At 65.5% G+C, this 11,622-nt stretch carries 14 protein-coding genes; 3 read left to right on the forward strand and 11 right to left on the reverse strand.

Going from position 1 to position 11,622, the window contains the following annotated elements; translation table 11 throughout:
• Nucleotides 1–42: 42 nt before the first annotated feature.
• Nucleotides 43–222: a general stress protein gene (locus ACIOVF_RS13905; RefSeq protein WP_082075430.1), complete on the reverse strand. Its 180-nt coding sequence runs from the start codon at nt 220–222 to the stop codon at nt 43–45.
• A 293-nt stretch (nt 223–515) separates the two neighbouring features.
• Between ACIOVF_RS13905 and ACIOVF_RS13910 the strand changes: the two genes are divergently transcribed.
• Nucleotides 516–788 carry a DUF1652 domain-containing protein gene (locus tag ACIOVF_RS13910; protein WP_258610448.1) on the forward strand — a complete coding sequence of 91 codons (273 nt, stop codon included), beginning with the start codon at nt 516–518 and terminating at the stop codon, nt 786–788.
• Between the two features lie 20 nt (nt 789–808).
• Here the strand turns inward: ACIOVF_RS13910 and ACIOVF_RS13915 are convergent, their stop codons facing one another.
• The 3 genes from ACIOVF_RS13915 to ACIOVF_RS13925 all read right to left on the reverse strand — a co-directional run bounded on the left by ACIOVF_RS13915 (nt 809) and on the right by ACIOVF_RS13925 (nt 2,366).
• Nucleotides 809–1,423 (reverse strand): Yip1 family protein, encoded by a 615-nt coding sequence (locus ACIOVF_RS13915; RefSeq protein WP_045196799.1) that lies wholly within the window; start codon nt 1,421–1,423, stop codon nt 809–811.
• Between the two features lie 131 nt (nt 1,424–1,554).
• Complete coding sequence (locus ACIOVF_RS13920) at nt 1,555–1,842, reverse strand: hypothetical protein (protein ID WP_045196801.1); 288 nt, start codon at nt 1,840–1,842, stop codon at nt 1,555–1,557.
• Between the two features lie 14 nt (nt 1,843–1,856).
• A complete protein-coding gene (locus tag ACIOVF_RS13925) occupies nt 1,857–2,366 on the reverse strand; it encodes a DUF4142 domain-containing protein (RefSeq protein WP_401290090.1) in 510 nt (169 codons plus the stop codon).
• Between the two features lie 178 nt (nt 2,367–2,544).
• Between ACIOVF_RS13925 and ACIOVF_RS13930 the strand changes: the two genes are divergently transcribed.
• Nucleotides 2,545–3,405 (forward strand): Ku protein, encoded by an 861-nt coding sequence (locus tag ACIOVF_RS13930; protein ID WP_401290093.1) that lies wholly within the window; start codon nt 2,545–2,547, stop codon nt 3,403–3,405.
• Here ACIOVF_RS13930 and ACIOVF_RS13935 read toward each other — a convergent pair whose 3' ends face one another.
• Together ACIOVF_RS13935 and ACIOVF_RS13940 are read right to left on the reverse strand one after the other, a co-directional pair.
• On the reverse strand, nt 3,406–3,795 hold the full coding sequence (locus ACIOVF_RS13935) for a nuclear transport factor 2 family protein (protein ID WP_401290096.1): 390 nt from the start codon (nt 3,793–3,795) through the stop codon (nt 3,406–3,408).
• A 9-nt stretch (nt 3,796–3,804) separates the two neighbouring features.
• Nucleotides 3,805–5,001, reverse strand: a complete 1,197-nt coding sequence (locus tag ACIOVF_RS13940; protein WP_401290098.1) for an MFS transporter — start codon at nt 4,999–5,001, stop codon at nt 3,805–3,807.
• 114 nt (nt 5,002–5,115) lie between these two features.
• On the opposite strand from ACIOVF_RS13940, the gene ACIOVF_RS13945 reads away from it, so the two are divergent.
• Nucleotides 5,116–6,039, forward strand: coding sequence for a LysR family transcriptional regulator (locus ACIOVF_RS13945; RefSeq protein WP_045196807.1), 924 nt, complete (start codon nt 5,116–5,118; stop codon nt 6,037–6,039).
• Here the strand turns inward: ACIOVF_RS13945 and ACIOVF_RS13950 are convergent.
• The 5 genes from ACIOVF_RS13950 to ligD are packed head-to-tail and all read right to left on the reverse strand — an operon-like array spanning nt 6,008 to nt 11,487.
• A complete protein-coding gene (locus ACIOVF_RS13950; RefSeq protein ID WP_401290101.1) occupies nt 6,008–6,673 on the reverse strand; it encodes a glycosyltransferase in 666 nt (221 codons plus the stop codon). The genes ACIOVF_RS13945 and ACIOVF_RS13950 overlap by 32 nt on opposite strands.
• Entirely contained in the window at nt 6,670–7,269 is a 600-nt protein-coding gene (locus tag ACIOVF_RS13955; protein ID WP_401290104.1) for a class I SAM-dependent methyltransferase, read from the reverse strand. Before ACIOVF_RS13955 ends, ACIOVF_RS13950 begins: the two co-directional genes overlap by 4 nt.
• Entirely contained in the window at nt 7,266–8,030 is a 765-nt protein-coding gene (locus ACIOVF_RS13960) for a PIG-L deacetylase family protein (RefSeq protein ID WP_401290107.1), read from the reverse strand. Before ACIOVF_RS13960 ends, ACIOVF_RS13955 begins: the two co-directional genes overlap by 4 nt.
• On the reverse strand, nt 8,027–9,040 hold the full coding sequence (locus ACIOVF_RS13965) for an acyl-CoA dehydrogenase (RefSeq protein ID WP_401290110.1): 1,014 nt from the start codon (nt 9,038–9,040) through the stop codon (nt 8,027–8,029). Before ACIOVF_RS13965 ends, ACIOVF_RS13960 begins: the two co-directional genes overlap by 4 nt.
• Nucleotides 9,037–11,487 (reverse strand): DNA ligase D, encoded by a 2,451-nt coding sequence (gene ligD / locus ACIOVF_RS13970; protein ID WP_401290113.1) that lies wholly within the window; start codon nt 11,485–11,487, stop codon nt 9,037–9,039. Before ligD ends, ACIOVF_RS13965 begins: the two co-directional genes overlap by 4 nt.
• Nucleotides 11,488–11,622 lie beyond the last annotated feature (135 nt).

Raw genomic sequence — 11,622 nt, forward strand, 5'->3', positions numbered from 1 at the left:
CCTCGGGACCGACGCACGTGGCGTGCGCCGGCCTTTCGTCCTTTAGCTACGGCCGCCACCACTTGGTTTGCGGGTCTGGTCTTTGCCCATGTCGGGCTTGCGGCTCTGGTCACTTGGCTTTTGATTGCCACCGGAAGCCTGGCCACCCTTTTTCCCGGCTTCAGACGCTTTTTGCCGGTCGTTCGCGAAATTCCCGGGATTCGAAGTGTCTTTGCTAGCCATGATTCTCTTCCTCTTGTGAATGTTCGCAAGGCGTTTGCCTTACACAGGTTGGGAGGCGGTCGGCGCAGGCAAAGTTTGAAATATTTCGCCGCTGCGGGACGAACGGTCCGGGGCCGCCGTTCATCCGCGACAGCCGCGAATGCTTTGAACTTGGCGACCCACGGGTGGCTCTTCCGAAAGATCATTGCTGCCCTGCATGGGGGAAACGGCGCGGCATCAGCGATTTCAATTGGCATTAAGGGCCGACGCGGTAGTAACTGAGTAGTCGGGCCCTCCGACACGAGGATCGCAGCATGTCACTGATTGGAGTTTCCACGCTTGAGTTGTGCCATATGATCGAACAGGCATTGCTGCCTGAACACAGTGTGGTGTCGTGCTCCGATGGCGAGCACCTGACCATCCAGCTGGGGCAGGGCGATAGCCTGGGCGACTGCCTGACCGTCACCGGCATCAAGGTGCATAGCCTGACTACCTGCCACGAACTTGCCGCCCTGGTGGCCCAGGTGCGCGAAGAGCAGCGCCTGGGGCGTAGCCAGATTCCGTTCAAGCCCCAGGCGCTTGCCTGAACCACGCCGACTGCGTCCAGTCAGCCGAGGCTGGCCGGGCGCAGGTATTCAGGGCTGAGGACGTTGAACCAGAACAGGATCATCGATACCAGGATGGTCACCAGCACCAGCAGCCCCACCGCCCAGACACTGGTCGAATACAGCAGGCCGTCTTCCTTGCGCAGGCGCAGGAAGGTCGGCAGGCCAACGTACAGCAGGAAGGTCGCATAGGCCGACGCCGCACCCAGCACGATCAACGCCAGCCAGCGCCCGGGGTAGAGCCCGGCGACACCGGCGACAAAGTACGGCGTGGCGGTGTAGGCGGCAAAACCGATGCACTGGTTGAGGCTGGGGCGGGCATCGAAGGTGCGCGACATCCAGCGAATGAACCCGCCCATGATCATCACCCCGACCACGCAGGCGGCATACAACAGCACCCCAAGCTCGGCGGCGCTGGCCACACTCAGGCGCACCCGCTCGGTGCCGGCCAGGCTCCAGCCAATACTGGTGGTACCAATGAACAGGCACAGGGCGGGAATCAGCGCCATCAGCAGCAGGTGCGGCAGGTAGTGGCGCGGGTGCAGTTCTTCTTCCTGGCGGATTTCCATCCAGGCGTCATCGGGGTGGGTGAAGAGTTGAACCAGATGGGTACTCATGGTGACCTCCGGTAAGCAGGGTGGGAAACACTTCTCCCTGTTCTATGGAGGTCTGGCCGGCGTCGGGGTTTCATTTATTTGAACCACCCAGCCCAAGGCCCGGTGTATACACCGCTGTTGTGGGAGCCGGGTTACTGCAGCTCCAGCTGCAACTGCAAGCCGCCGTCATCACAGCGCCGGTGATACTGGACGATCCCGCGATAAGTGCGGCCCTCCCAGACAAACGCCACGCTGTGCGAACGCTCAAGCTTGGCCGGTACCGGCGCGCGTACCTGCAGGCGCAGGCCGGGCAGGCCATTGATGTTCAATGGCGCCAGCTGCACTTCACATTCGGCGCTGTGGGCCACCGGGCCGAACAGCGTGTCCTGGACAAAGTCGATCTGCAGGCTGGTCGGGCTGGCCGGGCTGACCTTTCTCATTCCAGGGCCCTCCTTCAGTTCTTGCGGTGCGCGTTCTGCAGTTGCTTGGCCATTTGCAGGTGATGCTTGAGGGTCGGCAACGTGGTCTTGGCAAAGGTGCGCAGGTCGTCCGGGTCGGAGGTCGACCGGCTCTCTTCGTCGAACAGGCGCACCGCCTGTTCATGGGCGTCGACCTGATGGGTGGCATAGGCCGCATCGAACGACGCGCCGTCCTGCACCTGCAGCATCATCTTGCGCGCCTTGCTGGTCAGGGCAGCGTCGTCCGGGACGCTGAAGTCATGTTGTCTGGCCAGCTCAAGCAGGTGCTGATTGGCTTTAGTGTGATCCTTGATCATCTGCTGGGCAAACGCCATTACCTCGGGCGAGCGGGTTTTTTCCAGGGCCAGCTGGCTGGTCTGAATTTCCGCCATGCCAGCACTGATGGCTTCGTCGACAAAGGCATTGTTGCTGGCGGCCTGGGCGCCGATGCTGAGCAGGGCGCAAAGCCCCAGGGCGAGGCGGGTGGGGCGCAGGAACGGGCTCATGAGCGGTATCTCCGTGGGTGTGAACAAACGGACGGCTGTTAGTTTTACGAAAGGCTGCCGGCGCCAGAGTTCAGCTTCAATGCTGTGCAGCAGCGGATCTGCGCAGTTGCAGCAAACCTTCACCGACCGGCGCAGTCAGACTGACAAAGGGCCCTTCAAATACCCCTGGGAGAACGTCATGGCCAGAGCCATCTGGAAAGGTGCCATCAGCTTCGGCCTGGTGCACATCCCGGTGTCGTTGAGTACTGCGATCAGCAGCGACCGGGTCGATTTCGACTGGCTCGATGAGCGCAGCATGGAACCGGTGGGCTACAAGCGGGTGAACAAAGTCACCGGCAAGGAGATCGCCCGCGAGCACATCGTCAAGGGCGTGCAATACCAGAAGGGCCAGTACGTGGTGATCAGCGAGGAGGAGATCCGCAAGGCCCGCCCCGAGGCGACCCAGACCATCGATATCTTCTCGTTCGTCGACAGCAACGAAATCCCCCTGCAGCAGTTCGACACCCCGTATTACCTGAGCCCCGACCGGCGTGGTGGCAAAGTCTATGCCTTGCTGCGCGAAACCCTTGAGAGCACCGGCAAGGTGGCCCTGGCCAAGGTGGTGCTGCACACCCAGCAGCACCTGGCGCTGCTGCGCCCGCTGGAGGACGCGATGGTGATGATCACCCTGCGCTGGCCCGAGGAAGTGCGCAGCCTCGACAGCCTGGAACTGGACGCCAGCGTACGCGATTCGAGCATCGACAAGCGTGAGCTGCAAATGGCCAGGCGCCTGGTCGAGGACATGAGCGGGCACTGGACGCCCGAGGACTACCGCAACGACTTCAAGGACACCATCATGAGCCTGGTTGAAGAGAAGGCCAGCCAGGGCAAGATCGCCACGGTCGAGCCGCTGGAAGGCGAAGGCGAGCAGAAAAGCGCCGATATCATCGACCTTACCGAGCTGCTCAAACGCAGCCTGGGCGGGCGCAAACCGGCGGCGAAGAAAGCCGCGCCAGCGGCGAAAAAGCCTGCCGGCAGCAAGCCGCGCAAGAAGGCCTGATCAGCCGGCCACGGTGGTTTCATGCAGATGGCGCCAGCGCAGGGCGCCATCGTGGCGCTCGAACACCGCGGTCGAGCGGCGCACCGAGCGATTGCCGGCGTTATCGACCTGCCATTCGCGATAACTGACCACGCAAAGGCTTGACCCTTCGCCAATCACTTGCAGCTCATCGATGCTGATTTGCAGCCCGGCGCGCTGGCCGTGGGCGTGGGCGAACAGTTGCTGCAAGCCCTGATAATCGACGATTTGGCCGGGCAGGTTGATCATCGAGAACTGCGCGCTGAAGCGCGCCATCAATGCGTCCAGCTCTGTGGCGTGGGCTGCGCCGGACAGCCATTGTTCGATGGCTACGTGGGCGTCGAGAACTTCCTTGAAAGCGGGATGGGTCATGGGCACATCTCAAGTAGGAGTGGTAGTAAGCCCCAGGCCGCGAGCCCCGGGCAGTTTCAGCACCAGCGGTAGCGGAATCAGGGTCAGCAGCGCGGCGAGGATGAAGGTGTGCCGGAACGCCTGGTCATCGGGCAGCAACCGGTTAAGCACGGCGCCGAGCACGGCGACGCCGAGGCAGAAGCTCAGCTGGCGGTTGAGGTTCCACAAGGCGCTGGCCTGGCCCATTTGCGCAGGCGCAATGGCCAGGAACGCCAGGCTTTGCGCGCTGCTGCTGCACAGGCTGCTGCCCATGCCGAGCAGGGCGAAGATCAGCGCCAGCCAGGCCTGGTGCCCGGTAACCGAGGGCAGGGCCAGCCACAGCAGGGCGGCGCACTGGATCAGCATCCCGGCAATCAGCAGGCGCTTGGGGCCGCTCAGGTTGAAGCGCCAGCGCACCCAGGCGATCGCCGCCAGGGCGCCCACTGACCAGGGCAGCATCAGGGCGCCGGTGGCCGTGGCGCTGAGCCCAAGGCGCTGCTGCAGGTACAGGGCGGCCACCAGGTTGGCACCGATGAACACGCCTGGCACGCACAGGTAGATAAGCATCGCCGTGCGCAGCAGCGGTTGGCCGAGCAGGCGCAACTCCAGCATTGGCTGCGGCGCAGGCAACGGCGGGTTTGCCGGCAGCCAGGCCAGCACCAGGGCAAGGGTGATCAGGCTCAGCGGCAGCATGGCGAAGAAGATCCAGCGCCACGAGCCCTGATCGACTACCACCCCGCCCAGTGCCGGCGACAACGCCGGGACCAGCAAGGCGACCATCATCACCAGTGAGGTCAGGTGGTGGCGCTGCTCGGGCGCATACAGGCGATAAGCCATGGCCTGGCCCACCGGAATCAGCAGGCCGCCACCCAGGCCTTGCAGCAGGCGCCAGACCAGCAGGCTGTCGATCGAACCGGCGCTGCCTGCCAGCGCCGAGCCCAGGCCGAACAGTGCCAGCGACAGCATTAGCGTTTGCCGTTCACCCAGCCGCGTGGCCAGCCAGGTGCCCAGCGGGATCACCAGGGTCAGGCCGAGCATGTACAGGTTGCTGCTCCAGCTCAGTTGCGCCACCGAGGCGTGCAGTTCCTGGCCCAGGGCCGGATAAGCGGCGTTGAGGGCAAACATGTTGAGCAGGTCGAGGGTGAAACCCAGCAGGTAGACCAGGGTGACTTTCGTGCGATAGGGCATGAGTGCTTCGAAGGGCTGGAGAAAGGCGCAGTCTAGTGGCTTGTTGGCGCTTGAATAAGGTGCGTAAACCCGGCAGATTGGTCGAATTATTTTGACAATGGCGAACCCACACGCATGGTCAGCCTCGACCGTTTCGAACTGTTTTGCGCCGTGGTGCAGGCAGGCTCCTTCACCGGCGCCGCCGAGCGCTTGCAGCAAACCCGCGCTGCGGTCAGCTTCAGCATCAAGCAACTGGAAGCTGAATTGGGCGTCACCCTGCTGACCCGTACCACCCGCCGCATCGCCTTGACCGATGCCGGCGAGCGCTTTTACCAGCGTTGCCTGTTGTTGGTCGAAGATGCCCGCATCGCCATCGACGAAGCGCGCGCCGAGCACGCCGGCTTGCAGGGCAGCCTGCGGATTACCACCACGGTCGAGTACGGGCTGAAGGTGCTCGCCCCGGCACTGCAAGCGTTCTGCCGTTTGCACCCTGAGCTGAGCGTGCGTCTGGAAACCCACACCGCTCAGGTCGACCTGGTGCGCGAGCGCTTCGATGTCGCCATCCGCCTGGGCCAGGCACACGACTCCGATTACCGTGGCGTATGCCTGGCGAGCTACCAGGTGCGCCTGGTGCTGGCGCCCGGCCTGCTGGCTGCCCACGGCGAGCAGTTGATCAACTCACCCGCGCGCCTGGCTCAGCTGCCGCAACTGGTGCACAGCCGTTTCGAGCAGAACAACCGCTGGGCGCTGGTCGACAGCAAGGCGCGCAGTTCGGAGTATGTCCCTCAGGGCACGCCATTGCTGATCGCCGACAACGCCTCGATCCTGCGTGCCTTTGCCGTGCAGGGCGCAGGCGTGGCGCTGCTGCCGGACTGGCTGGTGGCCGATGAGCTGGCCAGCGGGCAGTTGCTCGATGGGCTGCCCGGCTATGGTTTTGCGCCGCAAAGCGTGTATGCCCTGTATCCGTCCAGCCGCCACGTACCGCGCAAGGTCCGCGCCTGGATCGACTTCATCAAGGCCTGGCTGGCTACGCCCGGGCCGGATCACTCAGGTTGTTGAGAAAGTCTCCGAAGCCGCCGCGCACCCGGCAGTCCTTGCGGCTGCTGGTCGACACGCTGTTGCGCGCGGTCCAGACGATATGTGCGCCGCTTTGCTGCAGGTCGTTGACCAGTTGCACATCCTCGTGCAGCGGCAATGGCTGGAACCCCCCGACCTTTTCGTAGGCGCGGGCGCAGATGCCGAGGTTGGCGCCGTGTATGTGCCGGTGGCCTTCGCGGGCCTGGTAATGGGCCAGGTAGCGTTCGCGCAGCGCCGCATCCTGGTGGGCTTGCCAGGTCTCGACATGCACCGTGCCGCACACCGCATCGGCGGCAAAGGCCAACTGGCATAACAGCCAGTCGGCCGGGACGCAGCTGTCGGCATCGGTGAAGGCCAGCCAGCGTGCGCCACGCTCGAGCATCAACGCCGCACCGGCGCGGCGCGCCTGGCCGACATTGCGCGCCTGGACCTTGAGCAGCTCCACGCCATGGGCGCGGGCGACGGCCTCGCTGGCATCGCTGCAGGCGTCCAGTACCACCACCGTCTGCACCTCTTCGCCCCGCGCCGTTAGCGCCCGGGCGGCACGGCCAAGGGCGCGCAGGCAGCGGCCGAGCAGTTGTTCTTCGTTATGCGCGGGGACAATCACGGCAATCATTGGCAGGGCTCGTCAAGGTCGATGGCATAAGGCTGGACGCACCAGTATTCAAGAACAAAGTCGGTCTCTTCGTGGCGCAGGCTGCGGTACAACGGCAAGCGCTCGGCCAACAGTTCATGGACCTGGTGGCCGGTTTGCGGGCAGCCGTCGATCGGGTGCAGCCAGTGGCACAGCAGCAGAGCACCGTCGGCGCTCAGGCTGGCGGTGGCGCGCTCCAGTACTTCCAGCCACTGGCCGGGGTCCAGGTAGTAGCCGATCTCGCTGAGCACGATCAGCTCGAACTCGCCGGCCGGCCAGTCGCCGGGCAGGCAGCCTTGGGTAACCTCGGCGTTGGGCCATGGCCGCAGGCGTTCGCCGGCCAGTTGCACGGCGGTGGCGTTGAGGTCCTGGCACAAAAGGCTTTCGCAGCGCTCGGCGAGGGCGGCGCTGAGCTCGCCATTGGCGCAGGCCGGCTCGAACACCCGGCCGTAGTACTGGCGCGGCAGGCTGGCCAGCAGCAGCTCGCGCTTGCGTTTTTCGTACCAGCGGGTGCGAAACGCCCAAGGGTCGTCGCTGTGCGCGAACAGGTGTTCGAAGTAGCTGGCCGAGACGCTCATGTGAACACCAGTTCGAAGGGTTGCTGCAGGCGGGCCAGGGCCTCGCGGTCAAGCACCGGCGGGGTCTGTTCGTCGGCCTGCAACTGGCTGGTATGGGCGGCGATGGCCTGTTGCTTGAGGGCCAGCACCGCGCGGTCGAGAAACAGCTTGTGGGCGCGCTGCCAGGGCAGCCGCGGGTCGCTGGGGCGGGCCCAGTGCCAGGCCCAGATCGGCACTTCGATCAGGCGCGCACCGACGGTGTCGCAGGCACGGGCGCAAGCGCGGCCCACCGCTTCATGGTCGCAGTGGCCGTCCAGGCGCCAGGTGGTCAGCACCCGGTCGCTGGCGCGCAGTAGCTGCACCAGGCGTTCGGCCAGCCAGCGTTCATGGTTGGCCACGGCGCTGTCGGCCAGGCCCAGGCGCAGCCAGCTCAGGCGGCTCAGGTCCAGCCCGAGGCGGCGCAGGGCATCGGCGCTTTCCCGTGGGCGTTGCTGGCGCAGGCGTTCGCTGGTCCAGTGGCGCGAATCGGGGTGGCTGGCCTCACCGTCGCTGACCGAGACCAGCAGCAATTCGTGTTCACGGCCGCGCATGCCAGCCAGCACCCCGCCGCAGCCGAGCACTTCGTCGTCCGGGTGCGGGGCGACCACCACCAGGCGCCTGCCACCAGGCACCAACTGGTCATGGGTAATTGCCGGCACCGACTGCAGGGTCGCCGACGCTTGCCAGTGCGCCAGCGGGGTGCCCGGCGCCTGGATCGGGTTCTGCGGTGGTTGCAGGGTCATAGCCGCCAGCCTCCCTCGGGGGTTGCACGCACTTGCCGACCCAACTCGGCCAGGTCGCGCTCGGCATGGCTCTGGCGCAGGAACACCGGCAGGTCGGCGCTGAGCCGGGCAAACTGGCTGTCGCGACAGAACGGCGTCGCGCCCAGGGCCCGGCCGACGTGATCGAGCACGCACAGCGCGGCGTTTTCGACCTGCGCGCGCAGGCGCCGGACGCTCAGCTCGGCATCGCCGCCGGGATGGCCGTCGATCCACGCCGCGGTTTCGTGCAGGGCCGCCCGGGCACCGGCAAGCGCAGCGTCGACTGCACCCAGATGGGCCTGGGCGTGGGCGTCTTCATGGCTGCGGCAGTGTTCGCGCAAAAACTCGCCCAGGGATTGCGCCGCGCCGTACCAGCAGGCGGCGATGCCAGCGCCACCGTGCCAGAAGCCCGGTCGCGTCAGGTACTGGCCGCTGCTGCCGACCAGGTGCGCCGGGCAGTCGTTGAACTCGACATCGACGCTGGCGGTAATTGCCATGCCGACCGCCTGCCAGCCGTCATTGAAGATGCGCAGCGCCGGTTGGTTCAAGGCCACCGCCACCAGTTGCGGACGGTCTTGTTCGTCCCAGGCGGTGAGCAGCGCCCGGTCGATCTGCAGGGCGCCGGAGCACCAGGCCTTGCGGCCTTGCAGGTGCACGTCGTTGCCGGTGCGACGGACGATACGCACCCGCGCATTCGGCGGCTCGGCTGCCCATACCCCCCAACTGCCCGCCGGGTCCAGATGGCTGGCGCCGCACTCATGGATGATCGCCAGGGCGTCGGTGTGGCCCTCGAACAGCTTGGCCAGGGCCAGATCAGCCCCGGCGACTTGGGCCAATACCTGCCAACGCTGCAGGGTGCGGCCATGGCCGGGCAGCGGCAGTTGGTCGAGACCGGTCTCCCGGCATTGTTCCAGGCAGCGTTGCAACTGGCGGTCGAGGGTCAGCGCCTGCGGGCGACGGGCGAAGGTCTGTAACAGCTCCAGGTGGTTCATGACTCAACCCCCATGCGCCGGCGCAGTTCCTTGCTGATCGACTGGCGTACCTGGCCATACCCGGCCCAAGGGTCATCGCCTGCGGCCAGGCGTTCGTCGAGGTTGAGCAGGTTCCACTGGTTCGCGCCTTTAAGCTCGGTCAGCTCTTCACGGCGAATCGGCACCGACACCGGCAGCCCTTCGCGGGCGCGGATCGAATAGGCACAAACCGTGGTTGCGCCTTTACCGTTGCGCAGGTAGTCGATGAAGATCCGCCCGACCCGGTTCTTCGGCCCGGACACCGCCGACAGGCGCTCGGGGAACAGCCCGGCCAGGTGCTGGACCATAGCGTGGCTGAAGCCTTTGACCTCGTCCCAGCCGGCGCGCCGGGTCAGCGGCACGACAATGTGCATGCCCTTGCCGCCGCTGGTCTTGAGGAACGCTTGCAAGCCCAGTTCGTCGAGCAGCGCCAGGGTCAGCTGGGTGGCTTCGAGCATGGCCTTCCACGGCAGCGCCGGGTCCGGGTCGAGGTCGAGGATCAGGCGGTCGGGCTTGTCGAAATCCTTGGCGGTGGCGTTCCAGGTGTGCAGCTCGAGGGTGTTCATCTGCACCGCGCCGAGCAGGGTCCGGGCCTGGTCGATGATCATCAGCGCCTGGCCGGCTTCGGCCTTGGCGTGGCTCTCAAGGCCCGGGATGTTCAATTGCGCGGCGTTCTTCTGGAAGAACAGCTCGCCGGCCAGGCCATCGGGTGCGCGCACCAGCGCCACCGGGCGGCGCTTGAGGTGCGGCAGGATCCACTCGGCGACCTGGGCGTAGTACTCGGCGACCTGGCGCTTGCTGATGCCGGTGCTGGCGTCGATGACGCGGTCGGGGTGGGTCAGGTGCAGGTTGGACGTTTTGCTTGCCGGGGTTTTCACGGGTTGCTCCAGGCCAATGGCCTTGGCCAGTTTGTCGTCGCGCAGGCCATGGAACACCGAATGGCGGACCACGCCGTCGCGGGTCATCTGCGCATAGGCGACCTCGGCCAGCAGCCTTGGCTTGAGCCAGTGCACCCCCCTGGCCTCGGCGCCGCTGGGCGGCTTGGCAAACTGCGGCCTGGCCACTTCGAGGGGTTTGAGGCGCTGGTGAATATGGGCCAGGGTCGCGCTGTTGAACCCGCTGCCGACCTTGCCGGCATAGCGCAGCTCGCCGCGGTCATCATGCAGGGCCAGCAGCAGCGCGCCGAAGGCCTCGCGCGAGCCCTTGGGCTCGGTAAAGCCGACGATGACGAACTCCTGGCGCTGCTTGCACTTGAGCTTGATCCAGTCGCTGCTGCGCCGGTTCAGGTAGCTGCTGCCCAGGCGTTTGCCGATCAGGCCTTCCATCTGCATTTTGCAGGCGCTGTCGAGCAGCGATTCGACGCTCTGGTCAAAGTCGGCGGAAAAGCGCAGGCGCTTTTCATCGGCCTTTTCCAGCACCTTTGCCAACGCCGCACGCCGTTGCTCCAGCGGGCACTGGCGCAGGTCCATGCCGTTGAGGTAGGGCACATCGAACAGGTAATAGAGGATCTGCTCGTCGCGTTGCTGGTCGAAGGCATTCTGCAGGGCCTGGAAATCCGCGACGCCGTGCTCATTGGCCACCACCATCTCGCCATCGAGCCAGGCCGAGTGCAGGCCGAGCCTGGCCAGGGCCTTGGCTTGCCGGGGCAGCCTGTCGGTCCAGTCATGGCCGTTGCGGGTGAACAGGCGCACCTCGTCACCTTCGATGCGGGCGAGAATGCGGTAGCCGTCGAATTTGACTTCGTAGCGCCAGCCGCCTTCGGGCGGCGTCTCTACCAGGGTGGCCAGTTGCGGCTTGAGCGAGGCGGGCAGGGCAGCTTTTTTCGCGCCGCCGAGTTCGCTGTTGCCGTCTGCCTTGGGTGTGCGCGTGGGCAGCGTGCGTTCGCTGACCACGCTGTCCGGCTCGGCTTCGAGAATGTCGTAGTCGGCCTGCGGGCGCGCCTGGGCATCGTCGGACTTGATCAGCAGCCACTGCTCCTTCTTGCCGGCCAGGTGAGTGCGAAACAGGTTCCAGATGCCCGAGAGTTTCTCGCCCTGCAGGCGAAAGCGCAGCTTGCCCTTGGCATAGGCCTTGTGTGGATCTTCTTCGGGAATCCATACCCCACGGTCCCAGACGATCACATCACCGGCACCGTAATGACCTTCGGGGATGGTGCCTTCGAAACTGGCGTAGTCCAGCGGGTGGTCTTCGACGTGTACGGCCAGGCGCCGGACCTTGGGGTCAAGCGACGGGCCCTTGGGGATGGCCCAGCTTTTCAGGGTGCCGTCCAGCTCCAGGCGAAAGTCATAGTGCAGGTGGCTGGCGTCGTGTTTCTGGATGCAGTACTGCAGGGCGTGGGCGGCTTTTTTGCCGCTGCGTTGATGGCCTGCGGGCTCCGGGGTAGCGTCGAAATTGCGCTTGCGCGCGTACTCCTGCAACGGCTTGGCCATGGCGGTGTCCTGCGGCTTTTGGGCGGGTCCTAAGCATTGGGATAGGGCGGCAGGGGTGGGAGTTCAATCGGCTTTTGTTCGAGGAGGGGCTGCTACGCACCCCATCGCCGGCAAGGCCGGCTCCCACAGGATTCG

Origin of the sequence: Pseudomonas sp. NPDC087612, assembly GCF_044743505.1 — a bacterium.
Taxonomy (GTDB): domain Bacteria; phylum Pseudomonadota; class Gammaproteobacteria; order Pseudomonadales; family Pseudomonadaceae; genus Aquipseudomonas.

Bases quoted from the DNA above. Each gene is read 5' to 3' on its own strand.
- ACIOVF_RS13955 (WP_401290104.1), bottom strand. From the start codon at position 7,269: ATGAGCGTCTCGGCCAGCTACTTCGAACACCTGTTCGCGCACAGCGAC.
- ACIOVF_RS13950 (WP_401290101.1), bottom strand. From the start codon at position 6,673: ATGATTGCCGTGATTGTCCCCGCGCATAACGAAGAACAACTGCTCGGC.
- ACIOVF_RS13945 (WP_045196807.1), top strand. From the start codon at position 5,116: ATGGTCAGCCTCGACCGTTTCGAACTGTTTTGCGCCGTGGTGCAGGCA.
- ACIOVF_RS13930 (WP_401290093.1), top strand. From the start codon at position 2,545: ATGGCCAGAGCCATCTGGAAAGGTGCCATCAGCTTCGGCCTGGTGCAC.
- ACIOVF_RS13910 (WP_258610448.1), top strand. From the start codon at position 516: ATGTCACTGATTGGAGTTTCCACGCTTGAGTTGTGCCATATGATCGAA.
- ACIOVF_RS13925 (WP_401290090.1), bottom strand. From the start codon at position 2,366: ATGAGCCCGTTCCTGCGCCCCACCCGCCTCGCCCTGGGGCTTTGCGCC.
- ligD (WP_401290113.1), bottom strand. From the start codon at position 11,487: ATGGCCAAGCCGTTGCAGGAGTACGCGCGCAAGCGCAATTTCGACGCT.
- ACIOVF_RS13940 (WP_401290098.1), bottom strand. From the start codon at position 5,001: ATGCCCTATCGCACGAAAGTCACCCTGGTCTACCTGCTGGGTTTCACC.
- ACIOVF_RS13960 (WP_401290107.1), bottom strand. From the start codon at position 8,030: ATGACCCTGCAACCACCGCAGAACCCGATCCAGGCGCCGGGCACCCCG.
- ACIOVF_RS13905 (WP_082075430.1), bottom strand. From the start codon at position 222: ATGGCTAGCAAAGACACTTCGAATCCCGGGAATTTCGCGAACGACCGG.
- ACIOVF_RS13915 (WP_045196799.1), bottom strand. From the start codon at position 1,423: ATGAGTACCCATCTGGTTCAACTCTTCACCCACCCCGATGACGCCTGG.
- ACIOVF_RS13920 (WP_045196801.1), bottom strand. From the start codon at position 1,842: ATGAGAAAGGTCAGCCCGGCCAGCCCGACCAGCCTGCAGATCGACTTT.
- ACIOVF_RS13965 (WP_401290110.1), bottom strand. From the start codon at position 9,040: ATGAACCACCTGGAGCTGTTACAGACCTTCGCCCGTCGCCCGCAGGCG.
- ACIOVF_RS13935 (WP_401290096.1), bottom strand. From the start codon at position 3,795: ATGACCCATCCCGCTTTCAAGGAAGTTCTCGACGCCCACGTAGCCATC.